The sequence below is a fragment of the Micromonospora sp. Utrum1 genome (genome assembly GCF_057197805.1).
The window spans coordinates 5,543,010-5,566,955 of the sequence record NZ_CM170071.1 but is presented as its reverse complement, the minus strand read 5'-3'; the positions used below and the strand labels follow the sequence as shown (position 1 = coordinate 5,566,955).

The 23,946-nt window shown below is 74.1% G+C and carries 25 protein-coding genes; 14 read left to right on the top strand and 11 right to left on the bottom strand.

The features are described from left to right. Positions 1-77: 77 nt before the first annotated feature. Positions 78-536 (bottom strand): NUDIX hydrolase, encoded by a 459-nt coding sequence (locus tag AC0OLQ_RS26115; RefSeq protein WP_484528476.1) that lies wholly within the window; start codon positions 534-536, stop codon positions 78-80. Positions 537-635: 99 nt separating this feature from the next. After that, positions 636-1,550: a KPN_02809 family neutral zinc metallopeptidase gene (ypfJ, locus tag AC0OLQ_RS26110; protein ID WP_484532435.1), complete on the bottom strand. Its 915-nt coding sequence runs from the start codon at positions 1,548-1,550 to the stop codon at positions 636-638. A gap of 249 nt (positions 1,551-1,799) precedes the next feature. Between ypfJ and AC0OLQ_RS26105 the strand changes: the two genes are divergently transcribed. Next, entirely contained in the window at positions 1,800-3,407 is a 1,608-nt protein-coding gene (locus tag AC0OLQ_RS26105; RefSeq protein WP_484528475.1) for an ABC-F family ATP-binding cassette domain-containing protein, read from the top strand. Between the two features lie 109 nt (positions 3,408-3,516). Here the strand turns inward: AC0OLQ_RS26105 and AC0OLQ_RS26100 are convergent, their stop codons facing one another. Then, entirely contained in the window at positions 3,517-4,119 is a 603-nt protein-coding gene (locus AC0OLQ_RS26100; protein WP_484528474.1) for a cadmium resistance transporter, read from the bottom strand. A gap of 213 nt (positions 4,120-4,332) precedes the next feature. Here AC0OLQ_RS26100 and AC0OLQ_RS26095 point away from each other — a divergent pair, with 213 nt between their 5' ends. The 3 genes from AC0OLQ_RS26095 to AC0OLQ_RS26085 all read left to right on the top strand — a co-directional run bounded on the left by AC0OLQ_RS26095 (position 4,333) and on the right by AC0OLQ_RS26085 (position 7,471). Next, complete coding sequence (locus AC0OLQ_RS26095) at positions 4,333-4,560, top strand: helix-turn-helix domain-containing protein (RefSeq protein WP_007462679.1); 228 nt, start codon at positions 4,333-4,335, stop codon at positions 4,558-4,560. 46 nt (positions 4,561-4,606) lie between these two features. Then, entirely contained in the window at positions 4,607-5,374 is a 768-nt protein-coding gene (locus AC0OLQ_RS26090) for an enoyl-CoA hydratase/isomerase family protein (RefSeq protein ID WP_484528473.1), read from the top strand. Positions 5,375-5,488: 114 nt separating this feature from the next. Further along, a complete protein-coding gene (locus AC0OLQ_RS26085) occupies positions 5,489-7,471 on the top strand; it encodes an ABC transporter ATP-binding protein (RefSeq protein ID WP_484532434.1) in 1,983 nt (660 codons plus the stop codon). On the opposite strand, the gene mug is transcribed toward AC0OLQ_RS26085, so the two are convergent. From mug to AC0OLQ_RS26055, 6 genes are all read right to left on the bottom strand, one after another. Continuing rightward, the gene (mug, locus tag AC0OLQ_RS26080) at positions 7,468-8,079 is read right to left on the bottom strand and encodes a G/U mismatch-specific DNA glycosylase (protein WP_484528472.1); all 612 of its coding nucleotides are present in this window, start codon (positions 8,077-8,079) and stop codon (positions 7,468-7,470) included. The two genes, AC0OLQ_RS26085 and mug, sit on opposite strands and share 4 nt — an antisense overlap. 10 nt (positions 8,080-8,089) lie before the next feature. Further along, a complete protein-coding gene (locus AC0OLQ_RS26075; protein WP_357343799.1) occupies positions 8,090-8,851 on the bottom strand; it encodes an SDR family oxidoreductase in 762 nt (253 codons plus the stop codon). A 42-nt stretch (positions 8,852-8,893) separates the two neighbouring features. Then, positions 8,894-9,343: an SCO6045 C-terminal-like domain-containing protein gene (locus tag AC0OLQ_RS26070; RefSeq protein ID WP_484528471.1), complete on the bottom strand. Its 450-nt coding sequence runs from the start codon at positions 9,341-9,343 to the stop codon at positions 8,894-8,896. Next, complete coding sequence (locus AC0OLQ_RS26065) at positions 9,340-10,161, bottom strand: MbnB/TglH/ChrH family RiPP precursor modification enzyme (protein WP_357343795.1); 822 nt, start codon at positions 10,159-10,161, stop codon at positions 9,340-9,342. Before AC0OLQ_RS26065 ends, AC0OLQ_RS26070 begins: the two co-directional genes overlap by 4 nt. Beyond that, entirely contained in the window at positions 10,158-11,060 is a 903-nt protein-coding gene (locus tag AC0OLQ_RS26060) for a TIGR04222 domain-containing membrane protein (RefSeq protein ID WP_484528470.1), read from the bottom strand. The genes AC0OLQ_RS26065 and AC0OLQ_RS26060 overlap by 4 nt, the downstream gene beginning before the upstream one ends. A 101-nt stretch (positions 11,061-11,161) precedes the next feature. After that, positions 11,162-11,734 carry a TetR/AcrR family transcriptional regulator gene (locus AC0OLQ_RS26055; protein ID WP_357343791.1) on the bottom strand — a complete coding sequence of 191 codons (573 nt, stop codon included), beginning with the start codon at positions 11,732-11,734 and terminating at the stop codon, positions 11,162-11,164. Between the two features lie 105 nt (positions 11,735-11,839). On the opposite strand from AC0OLQ_RS26055, the gene AC0OLQ_RS26050 reads away from it, so the two are divergent. The 3 genes from AC0OLQ_RS26050 to AC0OLQ_RS26040 all read left to right on the top strand — a co-directional run bounded on the left by AC0OLQ_RS26050 (position 11,840) and on the right by AC0OLQ_RS26040 (position 14,490). Further along, on the top strand, positions 11,840-12,694 hold the full coding sequence (locus tag AC0OLQ_RS26050; protein ID WP_484528469.1) for a carbon-nitrogen hydrolase family protein: 855 nt from the start codon (positions 11,840-11,842) through the stop codon (positions 12,692-12,694). 60 nt (positions 12,695-12,754) lie between these two features. Further along, on the top strand, positions 12,755-13,399 hold the full coding sequence (locus AC0OLQ_RS26045) for an HAD family hydrolase (RefSeq protein WP_484528468.1): 645 nt from the start codon (positions 12,755-12,757) through the stop codon (positions 13,397-13,399). A gap of 161 nt (positions 13,400-13,560) precedes the next feature. Beyond that, positions 13,561-14,490 carry a serine protein kinase RIO gene (locus AC0OLQ_RS26040; protein ID WP_484528467.1) on the top strand — a complete coding sequence of 310 codons (930 nt, stop codon included), beginning with the start codon at positions 13,561-13,563 and terminating at the stop codon, positions 14,488-14,490. Positions 14,491-14,560: 70 nt separating this feature from the next. On the opposite strand, the gene AC0OLQ_RS26035 is transcribed toward AC0OLQ_RS26040, so the two are convergent. After that, on the bottom strand, positions 14,561-14,809 hold the full coding sequence (locus AC0OLQ_RS26035) for a DUF2630 family protein (RefSeq protein ID WP_357343783.1): 249 nt from the start codon (positions 14,807-14,809) through the stop codon (positions 14,561-14,563). Positions 14,810-15,169: 360 nt separating this feature from the next. Between AC0OLQ_RS26035 and AC0OLQ_RS26030 the strand changes: the two genes are divergently transcribed. The 7 genes from AC0OLQ_RS26030 (at position 15,170) to AC0OLQ_RS26000 (ending at position 23,011) form a co-directional block, all read left to right on the top strand. Further along, a complete protein-coding gene (locus tag AC0OLQ_RS26030) occupies positions 15,170-16,558 on the top strand; it encodes a cytochrome P450 (protein ID WP_484528466.1) in 1,389 nt (462 codons plus the stop codon). Continuing rightward, the gene (locus AC0OLQ_RS26025; RefSeq protein WP_484528465.1) at positions 16,555-17,430 is read left to right on the top strand and encodes a terpene synthase family protein; all 876 of its coding nucleotides are present in this window, start codon (positions 16,555-16,557) and stop codon (positions 17,428-17,430) included. Before AC0OLQ_RS26030 ends, AC0OLQ_RS26025 begins: the two co-directional genes overlap by 4 nt. After that, positions 17,427-18,992 carry a prenyltransferase/squalene oxidase repeat-containing protein gene (locus AC0OLQ_RS26020; protein ID WP_484528464.1) on the top strand — a complete coding sequence of 522 codons (1,566 nt, stop codon included), beginning with the start codon at positions 17,427-17,429 and terminating at the stop codon, positions 18,990-18,992. The genes AC0OLQ_RS26025 and AC0OLQ_RS26020 overlap by 4 nt, the downstream gene beginning before the upstream one ends. An 80-nt stretch (positions 18,993-19,072) precedes the next feature. Beyond that, positions 19,073-21,547, top strand: coding sequence for a sensor histidine kinase (locus AC0OLQ_RS26015; RefSeq protein ID WP_484528463.1), 2,475 nt, complete (start codon positions 19,073-19,075; stop codon positions 21,545-21,547). Between the two features lie 63 nt (positions 21,548-21,610). After that, positions 21,611-22,036 (top strand): roadblock/LC7 domain-containing protein, encoded by a 426-nt coding sequence (locus tag AC0OLQ_RS26010; RefSeq protein WP_107078620.1) that lies wholly within the window; start codon positions 21,611-21,613, stop codon positions 22,034-22,036. After that, entirely contained in the window at positions 22,033-22,422 is a 390-nt protein-coding gene (locus AC0OLQ_RS26005; RefSeq protein WP_357343773.1) for a DUF742 domain-containing protein, read from the top strand. Before AC0OLQ_RS26010 ends, AC0OLQ_RS26005 begins: the two co-directional genes overlap by 4 nt. After that, the gene (locus tag AC0OLQ_RS26000) at positions 22,403-23,011 is read left to right on the top strand and encodes a GTP-binding protein (RefSeq protein WP_357343771.1); all 609 of its coding nucleotides are present in this window, start codon (positions 22,403-22,405) and stop codon (positions 23,009-23,011) included. Before AC0OLQ_RS26005 ends, AC0OLQ_RS26000 begins: the two co-directional genes overlap by 20 nt. 56 nt (positions 23,012-23,067) lie before the next feature. Here the strand turns inward: AC0OLQ_RS26000 and AC0OLQ_RS25995 are convergent, their stop codons facing one another. Continuing rightward, positions 23,068-23,859: an aminoglycoside phosphotransferase family protein gene (locus AC0OLQ_RS25995; protein WP_484528462.1), complete on the bottom strand. Its 792-nt coding sequence runs from the start codon at positions 23,857-23,859 to the stop codon at positions 23,068-23,070. Positions 23,860-23,946: the final 87 nt, after the last annotated feature.

Genomic DNA, 23,946 nt, shown 5'->3' with positions numbered 1-23,946 from the left:
CGGTCACGCTCGCTGACCCCGCACCCGAACGACCGGGTCAGTCGCCCCGGTGACCGGGCCGGGCCCGGCGGCGCGGCTCAGTGGCCCGCCGACGTTGCCCTGGCCGGGTCGATCCGATCGAGGAACTCGTCCTGGTGGTCGGCGAGGTGGCCGACGAGCGGCAGCGGGACGAACCGGCAGGCGAAGCGCAGCCCGCCGTCCTCGCCGTCTCCGGCGACCCGGTGCCCCCACTTAACGGTGGGTCCGCCGGTGGCCCGGAGCTGCACGTACGTGGTGCGCCGGGCCCGGCCCGTCATCGGGTGCGGCCGCTCGCTGACGCCCAGCTCGGCAACCACCTCGACGCCGGTCAGCCCGGTCTCCTCGACGACCTCGCGGACGGCCGCCTGGGCCGGGCTCTCGCCCGGCTCGACCCCGCCGGCCGGGACCTGGGTGCCCGCCTCGGGGAAGTCGACGTGGTCGATGACGAGCAGTTCGGGGCCCTCCGGCGTGTGCCGGAGGACGTACGCGGCGACCCGTCGCCGGGGTGGGGCGGTCATCCGGACATCCTGCCCCGGGCCGGCTGGGCCCGGTGCCCGCGGACACGACGGGACCCCGGCGCCGGGGTGGTCGCCGGGGTCCGGGTGTGCGGTCGGGCGTTACAGGGTGCCGCCGAAGGTGTCGCAGGCCTTCGGGTCGCCGGTGGAGAAGCCCTTGGTGAACCACTGCTTGCGCTGCTCGGAGGTGCCGTGGGTGAACTCGTCCGGGTTCACCGGCCGGCCGGAGCGCTGCTGGATCGCGTCGTCGCCGATCTTCTCGGCGGTGTCGATCGCCTGCTGGATGTCCTGGTCGGTGATGCTCTTGAAGATCTTCTGACCCTGCTCGTCGGCGGTGCCGGTGGCGTTCTTGGCCCAGGCGCCGGCGTAGCAGTCGGCCTGGAGCTCCAGCTTCACCGAGAGCGTGTTGGCGTTCTGCGGGTCGCGCTGCTGCTGGCGGCGCATCTGCGCCTCGGTGCCGAGCAGGTCCTGTACGTGGTGCCCGTACTCGTGGGCCAGCACGTACGGCTGGGCGAACTCGCCCTGCGCGCCGAGCTGGTCGGCGAGCAGGCGGTAGAAGGTCAGATCGATGTAGACCAGGTCGTCGGCGGGGCAGTAGAACGGGCCGACCCCGGAGTCGGCCGCGCCGCAGCCGGTGCTGACGTTCTGGCTGAAGAACACGGTCTTCGACGGCCGGTACTGCTCGCCGAAGACCTCCGGCAAGGCGGTCCGCCAGTAGGCCTGGATCGAGTTGACGTAGAGGGTGTTGCGGCAGTCGAGCTGCTGCAGCGCGTCCTGCGCCGAGCACTTCTGCTCCAGCGAGGTGTTGTCGCCCTGCTCGGAGCCGCCGCCGTTGGTGGCCGCGTTCAGCCCGAAGCCGCCGCCCACCAGGGCGACCAGGACGGCGATGATGATGCCCACGATCCCGCCCCGACCGCCGCCGATCGGGATCGGAATGCCCATCCCGCCGCCTCCGCCGGACCCTCGCCGATCCTCCACCTGGCTGGTGTCGACCCGCGCGTTCTCGTTCAGCTCCATGTTGACCCCGATCACCGATTAGTCCGTATGTGGTGGTTGCGGTACCGGACCGGGTCCGGACGGAGTTTTCGGTACCCGATGATCTTGCACGGTAATCCGGCGGGCCCGCCGGGGGCGGCCCGGTACACTTGGCTCGTGCTGCGCTGCGAAGGCTGAACGGCCCCGCGCCGACGGGAACTGATGACCCGCCGGCGCTTTCGCGTGCCTTGAATCAGCCCTTCGCCGAACCCCGAGAGCGAGTACCCCGAGATGATCACTGCCACCGGCCTGGAGCTGCGCGCCGGTTCCCGGATCCTGCTGTCCGACACCACGCTGCGGGTGCAGCCGGGTGACCGGATCGGCCTGGTCGGCCGCAACGGCGCCGGCAAGACCACCACCCTCAAGGTGCTGGCCGGGGAGGGGCAGCCGTACGCCGGGCAGATTGACCGGCGCAGCGCGATCGGCTACCTGCCGCAGGACCCGCGGACCGGCGACCTGGAGGTCACCGGTCGGGACCGGGTGCTGTCCGCCCGCGGGCTGGACGTGCTCATGGCGCAGATGAAGGAGCTGGAGGAGAAGCTCGCCGAGGGCGCTGACGACGAGAAGCTGGTCCGCCGCTACGGCGCGCTGGAGGACCAGTTCGCCTCCCTCGGCGGCTACGCGGCCGAGGCCGAGGCGGCCCGGATCTGCGCCAACCTCGGCCTGCCCGACCGAGCCCTGGCGCAGACCATCGGCACCCTCTCCGGCGGCCAGCGCCGCCGCATCGAGCTGGCCCGGATCCTGTTCCGTGACGCCGGCGAGAACGGCGGCGGCATCCTGCTGCTCGACGAGCCGACCAACCACCTCGACGCCGACTCGATCACCTGGCTGCGCGGCTTCCTCGCCAGCCACAAGGGCGGCCTGATCGTGATCTCCCACGACGCGTCCCTGCTGGAGGCGGTGGTCAACAAGGTCTGGTTCCTGGACGCCACCCGCTCCGTGGTCGACGTCTACAACCTGGGCTGGAAGGCGTACCTGGAGGCGCGGGAGACCGACGAGCGGCGTCGCCGCCGGGAGCGGGCCAACGCCGAGAAGAAGGCCGGCGCGCTGATGGCCCAGGCGGACAAGATGCGGGCCAAGGCCACCAAGACCGTCGCCGCGCAGAACATGGCCCGCCGCGCGGAGAAGCTGCTCTCCGGCCTGGAGGACGTCCGGGTCGCCGACAAGGTGGCGAAGGTGCGTTTCCCCACCCCGGCGCCGTGCGGAAAGACCCCGCTCACCGCCTCCGGCCTGTCCAAGTCGTACGGCTCGTTGGAGATCTTCACCGACGTCGACGTGGCGGTGGACCGCGGCTCGCGGGTGGCCATCCTGGGCCTCAACGGCGCCGGCAAGACCACCCTGCTGCGGATGCTCGGCGGCCTGCTCGAACCGGACACCGGCGAGGTGCGCCCCGGGCACGGGCTGCGGCTCGGCTACTACGCCCAGGAGCACGAGACGCTGGACGTGGAGCGGACCATCCTGGAGCACATGCGCAGCGCCGCGGCGGACCAGACCGACACCGACCTGCGCAAGATCCTCGGCGCGTTCCTCTTCTCCGGCGAGGACGTGGACAAGCCGGCCGGGGTGCTCTCCGGCGGTGAGAAGACCCGGCTGGCCCTGGCCACCCTGGTCTGTTCCGGCGCTAACGTGCTGCTGCTGGACGAGCCGACGAACAACCTCGACCCGGTCAGCCGCGAGCAGGTGCTCGACGCGATCGCCCGCTACCCCGGCGCCATCGTGCTGGTCACCCACGACCCGGGTGCCGTCCTGGCCCTCAAGCCCGACCGCGCCATCCTCCTCCCCGACGGCGACGAGGACGCCTGGTCCGACGACCTCCTGGAACTAGTCGAACTCGCCTGACCACTCGGGTCCGCGCCACTCGCGCCCGTACCCGCGTCGATCATGAGGTTGGTGGCACTTTCGGAGATCCACATCGCCGTCAACCTCATGATCGACGCGGGGAGGGTCGTCAGGGCAGGGCGGCGGTCAGGTGGGGGAGGACGCCGGAGGTGGCCAGGATGACCACGCCGAGCAGGATGAACACGGCCGGGACCAGCCAGTGGCCGGTGCGGCCGACCAGGGAGACCACCCGGGGGTGGCTGCCGAGCAGGGCGGCGACCGCGCACCAGACGGCCACCAGGGCGGCGAAGACCAGCAGCCAGACCAGGCCGGTGGCCGGGTCGAGCGAACGGAACACCGGCACGTAGACGGCGATGTTGTCGGCGCCGTTGGCCACGGTCACCCCGGCCACGCCGAGCAGGCTGCCGACCACGGCCGGCGGCTCGTCGTCGCCGTCGCGGGCCAGCAGGGCGCGGACGCCCAGCGCGATCGGCAGCAACCCGAGCAGGCCGGTCCACGGGTCGGGCACCACCAGCAGCCCGGCGGCGACCACCACGGCGACCGCGACCAGCGCGCCGATGCCCGCGTACTGGCCGGCGACGATCTGCCAGGGGCGGGGCCGGCCGGTGCTGCGGGCCGCCACGAAGAACACGGTCAGCACGACGATGTCGTCGAGGTTGGTCGCGGCGAACACCCCGGCTGCGGCGGCCACCGCGGCGAGCAGATCGATCACCCGAGGCAGCGTACGGGTCGGCCGGCCGGGCGGCCCTTCATGATCCAGCCGGCCGGTGCGGAGTGACCGGTCAGAAGGATCACTCTATCGGGAAGCTGACATTGCATAGCGTGTCGGTTGGCGAATAGTTGATATCTGGCGCATGATCGTCCGAGGCGGTCTAATAGGTGGGACCGTATCCGAACCGCACAGTCTGGGACGTGAGGAATCAGCATGGCAGCCACCGGCACAGCCACCAGCACTGAGAAGGGTCGCCGGATCGTCGGGGCCGAGCGCCAGACGCTCGCCAAGGACCTGGTAAAGCGGTACACCTCGGGTGAGAGCATCCGTGCGCTCGCGGCCTCGACCGGCCGGTCCTACGGATTCATCCACCGGGTGCTCACCGAGTCCGGGGTGCAGCTGCGGCAGCGTGGCGGCGCCCGGCGCCGCAAGAAGGCGTGACCCGCCCCCCAGCGTCGTCCATCAGCGCTGTGCTCCGGGTGGTCCGGTGACCGCCGAGACGGCCGGAGTACGACTCGACTGCGACGGGCCGGTCGCGACGGTGACGTTGTGCCGGCCCGACGTGCTCAACGCCCAGACCCCGGCCATGTGGCGCGCGATGAGCGACTTCTCCCGGGATCTGCCCGGCGACGTCCGCGTCGTCGTGGTGCGCGGCGAGGGGCGATCCTTCTCCGCCGGCCTCGACCTCTCGGTCGCCGGCTCGTCCGGCCCGGGGTCCTTCGCCGAGCTCTCCACCCTGCCCGAGCAGGAGTGCGCCGACCGGATCGCGGAATACCAGGGTGGCTTCACCTGGCTGCACCGGCCGGACGTGATCTCGATCGCTGCCGTGCAGGGCCACGCGATCGGCGCCGGCTTCCAACTCGCCCTCGCCTGCGACCTGCGGGTGCTCGCCGAGGACGCCAAGCTCTCCATGGCCGAGGTGACCCTCGGCCTGGTTCCCGACCTGGCCGGCACCAAGCGCCTCGCCGAGCTGGTCGGCTACTCCCGCGCGCTGGAGATCTGCGCCACCGGCCGCCGGATGGACGCCGCCGAGGCGGACCGGATCGGCCTGGCCACCCTCGTCGTGCCGCCCGCGGAGCTGGACGGCGCGGTGCGCGACCTGACCGCGGGCCTGCTGGCCAACAACCGCGACGCGATCGTGGAGATCAAGGCGCTGCTCGCCGGGGCGGGCGGGCGCACCCACGCCGAGCAGCAGCGGGCCGAGCGGGAGGCGCAGACCCGGCGGATCCGCGACCTGGCCGGGCGGGGCGAATAGTAAGGACCGTTCGGGAAGATCCGGGTTACTCGCGAGGTTGTCGTAGTCGTCGGGACAATTGATCCCGACGGTCCACGGCTGCCGACGACCCGGAGGTGACGAGTGTCCAACCCGATGGCCGGTGGCGGCATGGGCGGCTGGAGCATGCTCCGGTCGATGCGCAGCCGCGACGAGATCTCCACCCACCAGCTCAAGCGCGGCACCGCCAAGCGGATCGTCGCGTTCGCCCAGCCCTACCGGCGCGACATCATCGTCTTCCTGATCACCGTCGTGATCGCCGCGGTGATCGGGGTGGCCACCCCGCTGCTCGCGGGTGACGTCATCGACGCGATCGCCGGTGGTGGCTCCGACGCGGGCGCCACCGTGGTCCGGCTCGCCCTGATCATCGCCGTGCTGGCCGTCGCCGACGCGCTCTTCTCGCTGGCCCAGCGGTGGTATTCGGCCCGGATCGGCGAGGGCATCATCCTCGACCTGCGCACCCGGGTCTACGACCACGTCCAGCGGATGCCGCTGCAGTTCTTCACCCGCACCCAGACCGGCGCGCTGGTCAGCCGGCTCAACAACGACGTGCTGGGCGCCCAGCGGGCGTTCACCTCGACGCTGTCCGGGGTGGTCAGCAACGTTATCCAGCTCGTGCTCACCGCCGGGGCGATGCTCGTCCTGTCCTGGCAGATCACCGCGCTGGCGCTGGTGCTGCTGCCGATCTTCATCATCCCGGCCCGCCGGGTCGGCCGACGGCTCGCCGAGATCACCCGCGAGTCCTACAACCTCGACGCCAAGATGAACGCGACGATGACCGAGCGGTTCGGCGTCGCGGGCGCCCTGCTGGTCAAGCTCTTCGGCTCGCCCGAGGTGGAGGCGGCCCGGTTCGCCGGCCGGGCCGAGCGGGTTCGCGACATCGGCATCCAGTCGGCCATGTACTCGCGTACCTTCTTCGTGGCCATGCTGCTGGTCGCCTCCCTCGCCCAGGCGCTCACGTACGGGCTCGGCGGCTGGCTGGCCGTCGCCGGCGCGGTCAGCGCCGGCACCGTGGTCAAGCTGGCACTGCTGCTCACCCGCCTCTACGGCCCGCTCACCGCGCTCTCCAACGTCCGGGTCGACGTGATGAGCGCGCTGGTCTCCTTCGACCGGGTCTTCGAGGTGCTCGACCTGCGCCCCGGCATCGAGGAGAAGCCCGACGCGGTGCCGGTGCCCCGGGGCAACGGCCGGGTGGAGTTCCGCGACGTACGGTTCCGCTACCCGAGCGCCGCCGAGGTCTCGCTGGCCTCCCTGGAGGAGGTCGCGGCGCTCGACCGGACGGTCAACGAGCCGGTGCTCAAGGGCGTCTCGTTCGCCGTCGAGCCGGGGCAGATGGTGGCCCTGGTCGGCCCCTCCGGCGCCGGCAAGTCCACCCTCTCGATGCTGATCTCGCGGATCTACGACGTGACCGACGGTCAGGTGCTGGTCGGTGGGGTCGACGTCCGGGACGCCACGCTCGCCTCGCTGCGCGACGAGATCGGCGTGGTCACCCAGGATTCGCACCTGTTCCACGAGACCATCCGGGAGAACCTGCGCTACGCCAAGCCGGACGCCACCGACGACGAGATCTGGGCCGCGCTGGCCGGCGCACAGGTCGCCGACCTGGTCCGCGCCCTGCCCGACGGGCTCGACACCACGGTCGGCGAGCGCGGCTACCGCTTCTCCGGCGGCGAGAAGCAGCGCATCGCCATCGCCCGGCTGCTGCTCAAGGCCCCGTCGATCGTGATCCTCGACGAGGCCACCGCACACCTCGACTCGGAGAGCGAGGCGGCGGTGCAGCGGGCGCTGTCGGTGGCGCTGACCGGGCGTACCGCGCTGGTGATCGCGCACCGGCTCTCCACCGTCCGCGACGCCGACCAGATCCTCGTCCTCGACGAGGGGCGGATCGTCGAGCGCGGCCGGCACGACGAGCTGGTCGCCGTCGGCGGCCTCTACGCCGAGCTCTACCGCACGCAGTTCGCGGTCACCGACTCGCCAGCGGCGTACGCCCAGCCGGAGCAGCCGGAGCCGGTGGTCACCACGGTGCCGGTCGGCACCTACGTGGCACAGGAGGCGCTGCCGCCGGCCGCCGCCAACTAGCCGGCGACCGCGGCGCGCAGCTCGCCGAAGGCCGCGCCGAGCGTCTCCGGGGTGAAGTGCGCGTTCAGCCCGCTCGGGTTGGGCAGCACCCAGAGCCGGGCCGCCGCGAGCGGTTCCGGCTGCGGCCCGAAGCCGGCCTTCGGCCGGGCGAACCCGATCCGGTACGCGGTGACCCCGACGACCGCCACCCAGCGCGGCCGATACCGCGCCACCTTGTCGGTCAGCTCCCGCGCGCCCTCGACCAGTTCCTCGGCGGTCAGCTCGTCGGCGCGGGCGCTGGCCCGGGCCACCATGTTGGTGATGCCCAGCCCGAGTCCGGGCAGCTCGTCCTGCTCACTGGGGTGCAACTGGCGCGGGGTGAAGCCGCCCCGGTGCAGCGCCGGCCAGAACCGGTTGCCCGGGCGGGCGAAGTGCCAGCCGGTGGCCGCCGACCACAGGCCCGGGTTGATCCCGACGAAGAGCACGTCCAGCCCGGGCGCGATCACGTCCGGGAGGAGGCGGTCGGCGGCCGCCGCGAGCTGCTCCCGGCTGGGGCGCGGGTAGCGCCGGGCCGGCGGCCCGGGCGCGGGGTCGGGCCGGCCGCCGGAGGGGCGGCGTCGGTCGCTCATCGGGGCGCCGTCACAGGCCGCGCAGCGCGCCGCCGTCGACCGGCACGGTGACCCCGGTGACGTAGCCGGCGGCGGGGGAGAGCAGGAAGGCGGCCACCCGGCCGAACTCGGCGGGGTCGCCGATCCGGCCCAGCGGGATCGACGCCTCCGCCTCGGCGCGGGCGCGTTCGGCGTCGCCGCTCGCGGCCAGGAGCTCGCGGTTGCGGTCGGTCATGATCCGCCCCGGCAGCAGGCTGACCACCCGTACGCCGCGCGGACCGTATTCGTCGGCCAGGTCCTTGGCCACCCCTGCCAGGCCGGGGCGCAGGCCGTTGGAGATGCCGAGACCGGGCAGCGGGCCACGCACCGAGGTGGACAGCACCAGCCCGATGGCGCCCCCGTCGGTGAGCGCGGCGGCCACCGTGCGGGCGGCCCGGACGCTGCCCAGGAAGACCGTCTCGAACGACTCCCGCCACTGCTCGTCGGTGATCTGGGCGGCGGTGCCCCGGGGCGGGCCGCCCACCGAGATCAGCGCCCCGTCGAGCCGGCCGAACTCCTCGCGCGCCGTTGCGACGAGCCGTTCCGGGGTGCCCGGGTCGGTGAGGTCGGCGGTCAGCCCGATCGCCCGCTCCGGCCCGCCGAGGGCCTCGACGGCGGCGGCCACCCGCTCCGGGACGCGGGACGAGATCACCACGCGGGCGCCGTCGGCGACGAGCTGCTCGGCGGTGGCGAAGCCGAGGCCGCCCGAGGCGCCGGTCAGCACGTACACCCGATCGGCGAGTCCGAGATCCATGGGGCCGATCCTGCCGTACCCGGAGGGCGCCTGCCACCCGCCTCAGCGCGGTGCCGGCCGGAGCAGGCGTACCCGGCCGGCGAGCTGGACCGCGACGGCGCCGCCGGCCCGGGCGACGGCCGGCAGCCGACGCGGCCGGGGAGCCGAGCGGCCGTCGTAGCGGGTGGCCGCCTCGCGGGCGGCCAGCTCCTCCGCGCCGAGCGGCGGCAGCGTGCCCCGGTCGCGTAGCTCCCGGGCCAGGTCCCAGCCGTCGCGCAGCGAGCCGTTGGTGGGGCGGCCGGCCGCCCAGCCGGCGAAGGTCGATAACCAGGCGTCGCCGAGGCCGGCGGCGAGCAGCGGCCAGTGCCGGGCCACGTCGCCGGCCCGCTTGCGCAGCAGCGCCCGCCGCGCCGCCTCCACCGGGGTGGGGGCGAAACCGGGCGGCAGCGGCCCGCCGGCCACCAGCGCCGCGACCAGCGCGGCCTGCCGTGCGGCCAGGTCCCCGCCGGTCACGTGACCACCGGATGCCCGGAGGCAGCGGCGAGGGCGTCCAGCTCGCCGCGCAGCTCGGCCGCGGGTGGGTAGTGACCGTCGCGTTCCAGCAGCAGCGCCGGGGGACGGCGCCGCGCGCACAGCTCGCGGACCAGGCCGAGCACCTCGGCGGGGACCGGGTCGGTGTGCGTGTCGTGGTAGAAGCCGCCCTGCTCGGCGCCACCGGCCACGTGCACGTAGGCGATCCGGTCCAGCGGCAGGCGGTCCAGCAGGGCGGCCGGGTCGCCGCCCCGGTTGCGGGCGTTGGCGTGCACGTTGGCGACGTCGAGCAGCAGCAGCGCCCCGGTCGCGTCGAGGATCTCGGTGAGGAAGTCGGCCTCGTCCAGCTCGTCGTCCGGCCAGTCGAAGAGCGCGGCGATCGGCTCCAATGCCAGCGGCACGGGCAGCTCCGCCTGCGCCCGCCGCACGTTGGCCACCACCGCGGCCACCGCGTCGCGGCTGCGCGGCAGCGGCAGCAGGTGACCGGCCTCCAGGCCGCCGGCCCGGACGAACGCGATGTGCTCGCTGACCAGCGGCGCGTCCAGCGCCGCGGCCACCCCGGCCAGGTGCGCCACCCGGGCCGGGTCGACCGGTTCCGCGCCGCCGAGGGAGAGCTTCACCCCGTGGGGTACGACGGTGACGCCCCGCCCGCGCAGCTCGGCCAGCCCGTCGGGGAGCGGCCCGGCCGGAGCGACCGTCTCCGCGACCACCTCGACGAAGCGCAGCCCGGGCAGGCCGGCCACGAAGCCGGCGATCTCCGGCCGCCATCCGATGCCCACTCCGGACGGTCCGGCGGTCATCCGCCGCACCCGCCTCCGCCGCCGCAGCCGCCGCCACCCCCGCAGGAGCTGCCCCCGCCGCACGAGCTGCCACCCCCGCAGGAGCTGCCCGAGCCGCCGCTCGTCCCCATCGCGTGGCGCTGGATCTCGGCCTGCTCGGCGAAGCCCGGGTCCATGGTCCAGAGGGTGGCGGTGCCGAACAGCGCCACGCCCATCGCCGTGTCGGACGGACCGTAGGTGGCGTACGCCGGTGCGGCGGAGGGGTGCAGCCAGGTGTGCTGGCGGCGCAGCTCGCGCAGCGCCCGGGTGGCCGCCCGGGTGCGCCACGGCACCCGGTTGAGCAGCAGGAACGCGATGAAGAGCGGCACCAGGGTGAGCATCAGCCAGCCGGCGGGGCGGCCGTTCGAGATGCCGACGAAGGCCCGGACGAAGCCGAGCGCCAGCAGGGCGCCGATCAGCATCGCGCCGCGGCGCAGCGCCGCCCGCCGCTCCTTGTCCAGCGCCAGGCCCCGCCGGACGAGGCTGTCGCGCAGCTCGTCGAGGGCGCGCCGGACCCACTCGTCCTGGCCCAGCTCCCGGGAGCGCAGGCGCCGGCTCGCGGCGTGGTGGATCGCCTGGTCGAGGGGGGTGACGCCGGCCGGGAGCGGGGCGCCGGTGGTGAGCCGCCGGTCGGGGCGCACGCCGACCGCGCCGGCACGGCGCAGCCCGCCGAGCGCGGTCCAGACGGCGAGCTGGTCGCCTCCGTTGAGGTACGCCGCCTGCTGCGGCCCGAGCGGTCCATCGTCGTGCACCGGAGTGCCGGCCAGCGCGCGCCACCGGTGGGCCAGGGTCGCGACGACCAGCACGACGGCCGCCACGAGGTACCAGCGGAGGAAGACGGGGCCGGGGATGCCCCAGGTGTCGCCCGCGAGGACTGTCATGCTCTGCTCCTGTCGCGAGGGGGTCGCGGCTCATTGTGGAGCAGGTCCGCCAGCGACGATCTTCCCGGAAGGCCGAGTTACCGGACCGAGACCGGGGCCGGTCAGTGCCGGCGGACGGCTTCCTCGACCAGGTCGAGCACCCGGCCCAGGTCACCGGCGGGACGGCCCATCGCCAGGTGCAGCACGAGCCCGTCGTACGCCAGCTCCAGGAACTGGGCCAGCACGTCGATCGGCACGTCGTCGCGGAGCACCCCGGCCTCGCGCTGGCGGACCAGGCGCTCCCGGGTGGCCTCGGCGATCGCCGCCGAGCGTTCCGCCCAGCGCTTGGCGAACGCCGGATCGGTGCGCAGCCGCCGGGAGACCTCGAGCTGGCTGCCGAGCCAGCCGGTGGTGTCCGGGGAGACCGCCCGGGACAGCAGGTCCCGCATCACCTGGACCAGGCCGTTGCGGGCCACGGTCTCCACCATGACCGCGGCGTCGTCCTCGGCCACCGCGAGGAAGAGGGAGTCCTTGTCCCGGAAGTGGTGGAAGATCGCGCCCCGGGAGAGCCCGGTGGCCTCCTCCAGCCGGCGGACGGTGGCACCCTCGTAGCCGTGCCGGGCGAAACACGCCCGTGCGGCGCCGAGGATCTCCTGTCGGCGCGCGTCGAGCTGGTCCTGACTTACTCTGGGCACGGAACGATCGTTCCAGGCGGACCCGGCTGATGCAAACCGTACGTACGGCTTGAGATGCGGTCTCGCAAGATCGGCACAGTGGGCCGCGCCGGTTAGGATCCACCGGTGACCCAGGTCGTGCCCCTCCCCACCCGTCCGCTGACCGTGGCCGCCGTGCAGGCCGAGCCGGTTCCCGGTGACGTCGCCGGCAACGCCGCCACCGCCGCCCGCCTCGTCGCCCGGGCCGCCAGCGCCCGGGTGGTGGTGCTGCCCGAGCTGTTCCTGCCCGCGTACCACCCGCCGACCCTGGGCGCCGACCCGACCGGCACCGACGTGGCCGCCGACGCCGAGGGGCGGGTCGACGACCCGCGGCTGGACCCGCTGCGCGCGGCTGCCCGCGAGGGCGGGGCGAGCGTGGTGATCGGCGCCGCCGTCCGGCACCCCGACCGGCGGCGCACCATCACCTCCCTGGTGGTCGACCCGACCGGCGCGGTCACCGCCGCGTACGACAAGCAGCAGCTCTGGAGCGGCGAGCGCGAGCTGTTCGACGCCGGCCGGCGGGGCGCCACCCTGCTGGTCGACGGCTGGCGGCTCGGCCTCGGCATCTGCTACGACGGCTGCTTCCCGGAGCACGGCCGGGCGGCCGCCGCGGACGGCGCGCACGGCTACCTCTGCCCGAGCGGCTACCTGGCCGGCTCCGAGCACCGCCGCGACCTCTACTACGCCGCGCGCGCCCTGGACAACACCATGTACGTGGTGTTCGCCAACGCGGTCGGCGGCGCGGACCCGTGGCGGTTCAACGGCGGGGCCGCGGTCTACGAGCCGGAGGGCCGACCGCTGGCCCGGGGCGCGGACACCGGCGAGGACGTACTGGTGGCGACCCTCGACCCGGCCGCCCTGGGCGCCACCCGCGCGGCCCACACCATGCTCGCCGACCGCCTGCCCGACCAGGGGCTCGCCCGAACGACGCTCGTCGGCTGACGGACGACCCGGTGCGCTCGGGCCTGTCGGTGGCGCACCCCGGTCCCGTAAGGTGCGCGAGTGCCGTTGCTCCTGCTCGACCTGGACAACACCCTGCTCGACCGCGAGGGGCCGTTTCGCGCCTGGGGTGAGCGGTTCCTGGACAGCATCGGCGCGCCGCCCACCGACATCGACTGGTTGCTCTCCGTCGACGCCGACGGCCTGACCGACCGGTGGGACGTCGCGGACGCCATCCGGGACCGCTACGGGCTGCGCATGCCCTCCATCGACCTGGTCGAGGAGCTGCACGACGGCGTGGTGGCGTTCACCAGGCTGGACCCGCTGGTGGCCTGCGCGCTGCGGATCGCCGACGACGCCGGCTGGGTGCCGGTGGTGGTCACCAACGGCACGTCACGGCAGCAGGACGCCAAGATCCGCGGAACCGGGCTGGACCGGTACGTCGCCGACTGGGTGATCTCCGAGGAGGCCGGGGTCAGCAAGCCCAACCCGCGGATCTTCGCGCTGGCCGCCCAGCGGGCCCGGATGCCGCTGCGCGGCGCCTGGGTGATCGGCGACAGCCCGGAGGCGGACATCGGCGGGGCGACCGCGGTCGGGCTGCCCAGCGTCTGGCTGCACCGCGGACGCCGCTGGCCGGACACCCGGTTCGCGCCCACCCGGACGGCGGACGGGCTGATCGCCGCGGTGGCCGCGGTCCTGGCCGGCTGAGGCGTAATTCGGTTGACCCGCCCGGGGCCGCCCATGAGCATGGTGCGGCGCGAGGGCGCAGCCGGGCGGTGCCCGGTCGAGGAGAGGAGGTCGGTCATGGCCGTCTTTGCAGGGTCGTACCACCTGCCTCCACCAGCCTCGATCGAAGGACCGATCCACCCGTGCGCGATCACGAGTTCCCGGCGCCGCAGCGCCGTGGCCGCGGCAAGAGCCGCTTTGACGACGACGAACCCAACTACCTGAAGCGGGGCCGGCACGCCGAGCCGACCCTCGCCGACCCCGATGCCGAGCCGGACGCGGAGGACCGCTGGTCCTCCTGGGACCAGGCCGTGCACGGGCCCGAACCCCACCCGGACTGGCTGGTCACCGAGCTGGCCGCGAAGGACACCGAGCTGGGGGTGCTGAAGACCGGCAAGGAGGCGGACGTCCACCTGGTCCGCCGGGCCGTGCCGGACACCGGCCGCGGCTGCCTGCTGGCGGCCAAGCGGTACCGGGACACCCAGCACCGCCTCTTCCACCGCGACGCCGGCTACCTGGAGGGGCGCCGGGTGCGCCGGTCCCGGGAGATGCGGGCGATGGCCGGCCGGACCTCGTTCGGCCGCCAGATGATCGCCGGGCAGTGGGCGGCGGCCGAGTTCGCCGCGCTCGCCCGGCTCTGGGAGATCGGCGCCGCCTCCGGGCGGATCGCCGTGCCCTACCCGGTGCAGCTGTTCGGCACCGAGCTGATGCTGGAGTTTGTCGGGGACGCCGAGTCGGGCCAGGCCGCGCCCCGGCTGGCCCAGCTCCGGCCCGAGGGCGCCGAGCTGCGCGACCTGTGGGAGCAGCTGGTCGACGCCTTGGTCGTGCTGGCCCGCGCCGGGTACGCACACGGCGACCTGTCCTCGTACAACCTGCTCGTGCACGCCGGGCGGCTGGTCATGATCGACCTGCCGCAGGTGGTCGACGTGGTGGCCAACCCGCAAGGGGCGGAGTTCCTGCACCGGGACGTCCGGGTGGTCGGCACCTGGTTCGCGGCCCGCGGCCTCCCGACCACGGACACCGACCCGGAGGCGCTGACCGAGGTGCTGCTGCGGGAGGCGGGCATCCGCTGAGCGCGCCGCGTCCCGGGCGGGAGCAGGCCCGCCCGGGACGCCGGCACGTGGCGGTTCCGCCGGCCCGCAGTCACTGGAGGTAGCGCTCGACCTCCGTCACGGGGCGCTGGCCCTGGGCCTCCGGGTCACCGTGCGCCTGGCGGGCGGCCCGGCGGCGGCGGAGCAGGTCCCAGCACTGGTCGAGGGATTCCTCCAGCGCCCGCAGCCGCTCCCGGGCATCGTCGTCGGTGCCGGCCTCGTGCTCCTGCGCGGCGGCGCGCAGCCGGTGCTCCTCGTCGACGAGTTCGGAGATCCGGCTCAGGATGGTCTTGTCGTCCATGCCCGAAGCTTGGCACAGGGGGCGGGCACGCGCCCGCATTCTGGCCATGGAGCCGCCGGCGGCCGGCTCGGCGGGGCGGGGCCGGTCCGGGGACCGGCACGCCTGGCGTGCCACCCGCCGCGCGGCGCGGACCTGCGCCGGGAGCCGGGTGCGGCGTCCATCGTGGAGGGAGGGCCCGCGCCGGAAGCCTTCCGGCGTGACGCAAATCCCACCGGCTCCATTGTCGACAGCGGGATTGCTGCGCAGTGAGATATTTTCCTGTCCGTCTTTTGATCCGTCGTTCAGGATGGCATGCTCGCGGGCAGCGTCACGGGTCATGACGACGTCGCGACCCTGAGTACAACTGAGGGAGCCATTCACGTGGACGAGTCGCCGGCCGCGCCCCGGCCCACCGGGCGGCCCCACCCCGTTCCCCTGCGGCAGATCCTGCCCGGCCTGCTCCGCGACCCGGCCCGCGCGCTGATCGACGTGGGCAACCGCACCGGCGGCGCGCTCGTCCGGCTGAACCTGGGATCGTTCCGCCCGTACCTGGCCACCCACCCCCGGCACGTCCAGCACGTGCTGCGCGACCGCGCGGACAACTACGAGCGGGCCGGCGACGGGCTGTTCTGGCGCCCGGTCAAGCGCCTGTTCGGCGAGGGCATCCTCGGCGAGGGGCAGATCTGGTCGGCCAGCCGCCGGATGCTCCAGCCGATGTTCACCGCCAAGCGGGTGGAGGCGCTGATCGACGGCATGGCCGACGCGATCCGCGACGCCGTCGACGAGCTGGACGAGCCGTTCCGCACCGGGCGCCCCGTCGACATCGGCGCCGAGCAGGCCCGGATCGTCAGCCGGGCGATCATGCGGGTGCTCTTCGCCGACAAGATCTCCGTGCCGGACGCGCTGCGGGTGATCGACGCGCAGGACGTCATCGCCACCGCCGTGATCCCCCGGATCGTCGTGCCGTTCGCCCCGCTCTCCCTGCCCATGCCGGGGGACCGCTCGTTCCGCCGCGCGGTCCGCGTCGTCGACGAGGTGCTGGTGCCGATCGTCCGGGAGACCCGGGCCGTGGCCGACCAGGGCGACGACATCATCTCCACGCTCTGGCGGGCCCGCACCGACGACGGCCGGCAGCTCGACGAGCGGCAGGTCCGCAACGACACCGTGGCCATGTTCGCGGCCACCACCGAAACCACCATCAACGTGCTCACCTGGGCCTGGCCCCACCTGGAGCAACGGCCCGACGTCGCCGACCGGCTCTACGCCGAGATCGACCGGGTGGTCGGCGACGAACCGGTCCGTCGCGAGCACCTCGCCGACCTCACCTACACCCGGATGGTCCTGGACGAGCTGCTCCGGCTCTACCCGATCGGCTGGATCATCCCGCGCCGCGCGGTGGCCGCCGACGTCATCGACGGGGTGCCCATCGAGGCCGGGGCCACCATGGTGGCCAGCCCGTTGATCACCCAGCGGATGCGGCAGTTCTGGGACCGGCCCGACGAGTTCGACCCGGAACGCTTCCGGCCCGAACGGGTCCGCGCCCGGCACCGGTACGCCCACTTCCCGTTCGGCGGCGGCCCCCACCAGTGCCTCGGGATGTACCTGTTCTACCTGGAGGCGCAGCTCATCCTCGCCACGATGCTCAGCCGCTACCGCTTCCGGCTGCGCCGCCCCGGCGTACCCGGGTTACGGCTGGCCGCGGCGCTGCGGCCCCGGGAGCGGGTCGAGCTGACCCTGCTCGCCGCCGACCGGCGGGCGGAGCCGGCATGACCGGCGGGGAGGTGTCGGACCCGGTCGCCGCCGCGGCGGAGCAGGGGCGGATCTGCGCGCTCGCCGCCAAGGGCCAGCGCGACCTGCAACGGTGCGCAGCCCGGCACTCCGAGCTGTTCCCCGGCCGGCCCTTCGACGCGGCGCTGTTCAGCAGCATCTCGCTGGCCATGACGTTCAGCGCGCCCTGGTGCACCGCCGAGGAGCTGGCGGTGACCAACCGCGCCGTGCTCTGGGGCTTCGCGGTCGACTGGCAGGTGGATCACCTGGCGGCCTCCCGGTCGGAGGTCGACCGGATCGTCAAGTCCTGCCTCGCCGTGGTCGACGGCGCCGCGCCCGACGACCCGCTCGGCCGGTTCCTCGCCGAGCTGCGCGACGACCTCGCCGCCACCCCGGCCTACGCCGAGCTGCGCGGGGCGTGGCGGGACGCCATGGAACGCACCCTGGACGCGATGGCCCGCGAGTGGGACTGGAAGCAGGCCGACCACCCCACCCTCGCCGACTACCTGGCGAACGCCGACAACCTCGCCGCCACGGTCGTGAACGTGGCGCACTGGATCCACACCGGAGACCCTGGCACGCACCGCGCGCTGCCCCGGCTGATCGCGGTGAGCGACGAGGTGCAGCGGGCCCTGCGGCTGGTCAACGACCTCGGCACCCACCAGCGCGACCGGGAGTGGGGCGACCTCAACGCGCTCATGCTGGTGGACGACCCGGCGGAGATCGAGCGACGCCTTGCGGAGCAGGTCGACCACTGCCGGCGGCTGCTGGCCGACCTCGCCCCCGACTGCCCCCGGCAGGCCGACTTCCTCGCCCGGCAGCTCGGCTTCACCAGTGGGTTCTACCGGCTCACCGACTTCTGGGGCGCCCGGTGAGCCTCACCGCCGGTCGCGCGCCGGTCACCCACCCCGACGACCGGCGCACCGGGCCGGTCCGGGACCTGGTCGCGGCCATGGTGGCCAACCCCGCGGGGGAGACCTCCGCGTCGGTCTACGAGACCGGCCGGCTGGTCGGCCTGGCGCCCTGGCTGCCCGGCCACGACGTCCGCGTCTCCTGGCTGCTCGACCGGCAGCGCGCCGACGGCGGCTGGGGCGGCCCCGGCGGGTACGCCCTGGTGCCCACGCTGAGCGCCACCGAGGCCCTGCTGACCGTGCTCCGCCGCGGCGACCACGGTCCGGCCGCGGCACTGGCCGGCGCGGCGCACCGGGGCCTGGCCTTCCTGGCCGGCGCCCTCGACGCCGGCACCCCGCCCGACCTGCCCGCGACCGACCTGATCGTGCCGGCGCTACGGGAGGCCGTCGAACGGCACCTCGCGCAGCCTCCGGCCGGGCTGGCCGAGTGGGCCGGGGCGCGCCTGCCGCTGCCGGCCGGTCTCGACCCGGGCCGGCTGAACCGGGTACGCGGCCTGCTGGCCGCCGGCCGGCCCGTCCCGGAGAAGCTGGCGCACGCCCTGGAGGTGGGCGGCGAGCAGGCCCGCCGGGCGGCCGGGGTTCGGCCCGCCGAGGCGGGTGCGGTCGGCGCCTCGCCCGCCGCGACGGCCGCCTGGCTCGGTCGCCCCGATCCCGGCCCAGCCCTGGACTACCTGCACGCGGTCGCCGGCCGCGGCCCGGTGCCCTGCGCCAGCCCGATCACCGTCTTCGAGCGCGCCTGGGTGCTCGGCATCCTGGCCCGGGCCGGCGTGCCGCTGACCGTCCCCGGGTCGCTCGTGGCCGAACTGCGGGCGACCGTCGGCGTGGCGGGCGCGGCCACCGGGCCCGGGCTGCCCGCCGACGCCGACACCACCTCGGTGACCCTCTACGCGCTCGCCCGGCTGGGCCGGCCGCTCGACGTGTCCCGGCTCGACCCGTACGACACCGGCCGGCACTTCTGCACCTGGCCGGGGGAGGACGGGGCGTCGGTGACCACGAACGCGCACGTGCTCGACGCCCTCGGCCAGCACCCCGCCCACCCCGGCGTCGCGGCCACCGTGGACCGGGTCGCGGGCTGGCTGGTCGAGCGGCAGGAGCCGGACGGGCGGTGGGCCGACCGCTGGCACGCGTCGGCGTACTACGCGACGTACTGCGTGCTGCTGGCGCTCGTCGACCACGCCCCGGGCGCCGCGGCGCGGGCCGCCGTCGACCGGGCCGTGGGCTGGCTGCTGGAGACCCAGCGCGCGGACGGCTCCTGGGGCCGGTGGGGCGGCACCGCCGAGGAGACCGCGTACGCGGTGCTGGCGCTGGCCGGCGCCGGGCGGCCGGACGACACCCGGGTCGCAGCGGCTCTCCTGCGGGGACGGCACCGACTGTCCGAGTGGGACGGACGCGCCGACGGGCCGGCGTTGTGGCACGACAAGGACCTTTACCGTCCGACACTGATCGTGCACGCGGCCGTGCTGGCCGCGTCCTGGTCAGACGGCGAATCCGCCGGCGCCGGCAACACCATGATCAGGATCGCTTGAATGGAGTTCACGACGGCTGCTAGCGTGCGCCGGAGTCGATCGGATTTCGGACTGATCGAATACCGGGCCAGGACGGTGTGATGGGTTCCCGCAGTACGAATCTCCGTACGAAGATCATCGCCCTGCTGGCGTCCCTGATCGCCCTCTGGGCCTTCGCGGCGTGGGTGACCGTCCGGGACGGCTTCAACCTGCTGGGTGTGCAGGCGCTCAACGCGCGGGTCTTCGAGCCGAGCGACCCGCTGCTGCTCCAGCTCCAGAACGAGCGGCGGCTGTCGCTGCTGTACCTGGGACAGTCCGACCCGGACCAGCTCCAGGAACTCGTCGCGCAGCGGCAGCGCACCGACGAGAGCGCCGCGGCGCTGTGGCGCTCCGCGCAGGACTGGCGCACCGAGGTCCCGGCCAGCGACGAGCTGGAGCAGCGCATCGCCGACCTGAAGACCGAGGTCGAGCAGCTCGGCGAGGTACGCGCCGAGGTGGGCCGCAAGACCATCGACCGGACCGCGACGCTGGCCGCGTACAACGAGGCGGTCGACGCCATCTTCGGGGTCTTCGACGCGCTGGGCGGTCTGGACGACGACGAGATCGCCCGGGACACCGCAGCGCTGATCGACCTGAACCGGACCCGGGAGCTGCTGTCCCAGCAGGACGCGCTGCTCACCGGCGCGGTGGCGGCCAACCGGATGACAACCTCCGAGCAGACCGCCTTCGCCCGGCTGGTCGGCGCCCAGTGGTTCCTCGCCGACCGGACCGCCCGCGACCTCGCCCCGACCGACCGGGCGCGCTACCAGCAGATGACCGAGGGAGAGGCGTTCCGGCAGCTGCGCACCCTCCAGGACCGGGTGCTCGCGGCCAAGGGCAGCGACGTGCGCCCGCCGGTCACCGCCGCGGCCTGGCAGGCCGCCGCCAGCCGTTCGATGGAGGACCTGCGCGGCGTGATCATCGCCGGTGGCGACGACATCGTCGCCCGGGCCACCCCGGTCGCCGTCGGCGTCATCCTCCGGCTGGTGCTCGCCGCCGGTCTCGGCCTGATCGCCGTGGTCGCGTCCGTCGTCGTGTCCATCACCACCGCCCGGGCGCTGGTCCGGCAGCTCGAACGGCTGCGCGAGGCGGCGTTCCGGCTGGCGAACGAGCGGCTGCCCAGCGTGGTGGAGCGGTTGGGCCACGGCGAGGAGGTGGACGTCGCCCGCGAGGCGCCGCCGCTGCAGACCGGCGACGACGAGATCGGGCAGGTCGGCAAGGCGTTCAACGCCGTGCAGGAGACCGCCATCCGGACCGCCGTCGAGCAGGCCGAGCTGCGCCGCAACGTCCGCGAGGTGTTCCTCAGCCTGGCCCGGCGCACCCAGGCGCTGGTGCACCGCCAGCTCACCCTGCTCGACTCGATGGAACGCCGTGAGCACGACGCCGAGGAACTGGAGGACCTGTTCCGCGTCGACCACCTGGCCACCCGGATGCGGCGCAACGCGGAGAACCTGATCGTCCTCTCCGGCTCGACGCCGGGCCGGGCGTGGCGGCGCAACGTGCCGATGGTCGACGTGGTCCGCGGCGCCGTCGCCGAGGTCGAGGACTACACCCGCGTGACGGTGCGGCCGCTCGGCGCGGTGTCGCTGACCGGCCGGGCCGTCGGCGACGTCATCCACCTGCTGGCCGAGCTGATCGAGAACGGCCTCTCCTTCTCGCCGCCGCACACCACGGTCGAGGTACGCGGCCAGCTGGTGGCCAACGGCTTCGCCATCGAGATCGAGGACCGCGGCCTCGGCATGGGCGCGGAGGAGCTGGCCGCCGCGAACCGGCGCATCGTGGACCGGTCCGAGCTGAACCTGGCCAACGCCGCCCGGCTCGGTCTCTTCGTGGTCAGCCGGCTCACCGAGCGGCACGGCGTGAAGGTACAGCTCAAGGAGTCGGCGTACGGCGGCACGACGGCGGTGGTGCTGATCCCCATCGAGCTGGTCACCCAGGACGGGCCGGACCCGAGCACCTCCGGCGGCTTCCCGGTCGGCACCGGGCAGCCCGCCCCGGCCGCGCCCGCCCTCACCGCGGCGCACGGCCCGACGGCCGAGCCCGTCGGCGACCGGCCCGCCGCCGGGGTGGCGGTGGCCGAGAACACCGGCGTCGCGGAGGCCGTCGAGGAGGGCACGGAGCAGACCGACCCGGCGCCCGAGGCGGATGCGGACGAGCCCCGGCTCACCCCGTCCGGGCTGCCGGCACGTACCCGGAAACGACAGCCCGCGCTGACCGAGCCCACCGCGGCGCTGACCCCGGTGGACGCCCGGCCCACCGACCCACCCTCGGCCGGGGCGGCGGACGCCGCGTCCCGGACCGACGGCGGTCTCCCGGTCCGGGTCCGCCAGGCCAACCTGGCGCCGGAGCTGCGGCACGACGCGTCCACTCCGGACGATGATGAGGACGACGACACGGTGCGCCCGCCGGAGCAGGTGCGCCGAATGATGAGCTCCTACCAGAGCGGCACCCGACGCGGCCGGACCGACGCGGCCCGGCTGCTCGGCGGGGCGCACGAGGCCGGCGCGCCGGACACCGGCGACGGTCAGGCGAGCTAGGGACGCCGATCCGGCGATCCCGCACGAGCACGGCACACCAGCCGGGGGAGAAGAGGACGACGAGTGGCGCAGAAGACGGCTTCGAGCGCGGACCTGACGTGGTTGCTGGATGACCTGGTCGGCCGGGTCAAGCAGGCGGAACACGCCGTGGCGCTCTCCACCGACGGACTGCTGATGGCCTCGTCGCGCGGGTTGAGCCGGGACGACGGCGAGCACCTGGCGGCGATGGCGGCGGGCATCCAGAGCCTGGCGCGGGGCGCGGGCAAGCGGTTCGGCGGTGGCCAGGTACAGCAGACGATCATCGAGATGCAGTCGTCGTTCCTGTTCGTCACCGCGGCCGGGCGCAACGCCTGCCTGGCCGTGCTGGCGTCCGAGGACGCCGACGTGGGCCTGATCGCGTACGAGATGGCCATGCTGGTCACCCGGGTCGGCCGGTTCGTCGCCTCACCCACCCGGGAACAGCCCCTCGGCGAGAATCCGACGCGATGAACGGCCAGGGGGAGACCGCGGAGCACGAGTGGGTGGACGACCACGCCGGTCCGGTGGTGCGCCCGTACGCGGTGACCGGTGGCCGGGCCCGCCCGGTGACCGGCACGTTCGACCTGATCTCCCTGGTCACGGCGACCCGGGCGGACGTGGCCTCGGAATCCGGGCTCGGCCCGGAGCACGTGGCGATCGTCGGCCTCTGCCAGCGGATCCAGTCCGTGGCCGAGATCGCCGCCCATCTCGACCTGCCGGTGGGCACCGTCCGGGTTCTCCTGGGCGACCTGGCAGCCCGCAGCCTGGTGCAGGTCCGTGAGCCGCGCGCGACCCCCGCCGGCCTTCCCGACGACAGTGTTTTCGAGGCGGTAATCAATGGACTACGGGCGCTCTGAGCGGCCGGCGGGCGCGACGCCGCTGCCCACCGCGATCAAGATCCTGATCGCCGGCGGTTTCGGCGTCGGCAAGACCACCCTGGTCGGCGCGGTCAGCGAGACCCGGCCGCTGCGGACGGAGGAGGTGCTGACCGAGACCGGGATCGGCATCGACGACCTGTCCGGCGTGGAGACGAAGACCACCACCACCGTGGCGATGGACTTCGGCCGGATCACCCTCAGCGACGACCTGGTGCTCTACCTGTTCGGCACCCCCGGGCAGGACCGGTTCTGGTTCGTCTGGGACGAGCTGGCGCTGGGTGCGATCGGGGCGGTGGTGCTCGCCGACACCCGGCGGCTGGCCGACTGCTTCCCCTCGATCGACTACTTCGAGGGGCGGGGCACGCCCTTCGTGGTGGCGGTGAACTGCTTCGAGGGCGCCAAGCGTTACCGGCTCGACGAGGTGCAGGGTGCGCTCGACCTGGACCCGGAGGTGCCCGTGGTGCTCTGCGACGCGCGGAATCGGGAGTCGGTCAAGGAGGTGCTGATCACGCTGCTGGAGTACGCCATGAAGCTGCGCGAGGAGCGCCGCCGCGCCGCCGCCGACTGACCAGGCGGACCGGGGGACGGGCTAGTACCGCGTTTCCGGTCGGCTGGCAGTGGCACTCACGTCAGTTCGGCGATCACTGCGCGGACCATTCGGCGGCCGTGCTCGGCCATGCGCGAGAAGGTGTGCCGGTAGTAGTCGATGCCGGTCAGCGACGGCGCGAGGGCCCAGCCGCAGGCGCGGCGCCACGTGGCGCCGTCGTACGCGATCGCCTCTCGGTAGGCTTCCCGGGCCGCGCCGGTGAAGGTCCACAGCGCCGGAGCCACGTCCGGCGCCGGATCGCCGACACCGAGTGCGCCGAAGTCGATGACCGCGGCCAGTCGGCCGCCGTCGGTGACCAGGTTGCCCGGCTGCAGATCACCGTGGATCCATACGGGGTCCCGGTCCCACTCCGGGGCGGCCAGGCAGGCGTCCCAGGCCGCCTCGGCCGCGGTCACGTCGAAGCCGTCGTCATGCTCTGCGAGCCGGGGCAGCACACGGCGGACGGCTGCATCGGCGTGGCGCAGGGCGGACCCGCGAGAGCCCGGTGGCTTGAGTGGACCCCCAGCCGAATCCACCCGGTGGAGGGCGCGAACGAAGGCCGCCACATCGTGGGCCAGGGGTACGTCGTCGCAGCCGAGCCTGGGAGGCGTGCTCCCCACGACCCACGGCACCACGGTCCACCGCCACGGGTATCCCGCGCCCGGCTCGCCCAGGTGAAGCGGAACGGGAATCCGCACCGGCAGGTGGGAGGCCAGCAAGGGCAGCCATCGCGCATCGGAATCGGCCTGGTCGACCGCCCCAGCGATCTTGGGCATTCGGGCGACGAGTTCGTTGCCGATCCGGAAGAGCACGTGGTCGGTGCCCTCCAACTCGTCCGCCAGGGGTGTCACGGGAAGGGCGGCCCACTGCGGGCACTGGGCCGCCAGCAGGCGGCGGACCTGCCCGACGGTGGCTCG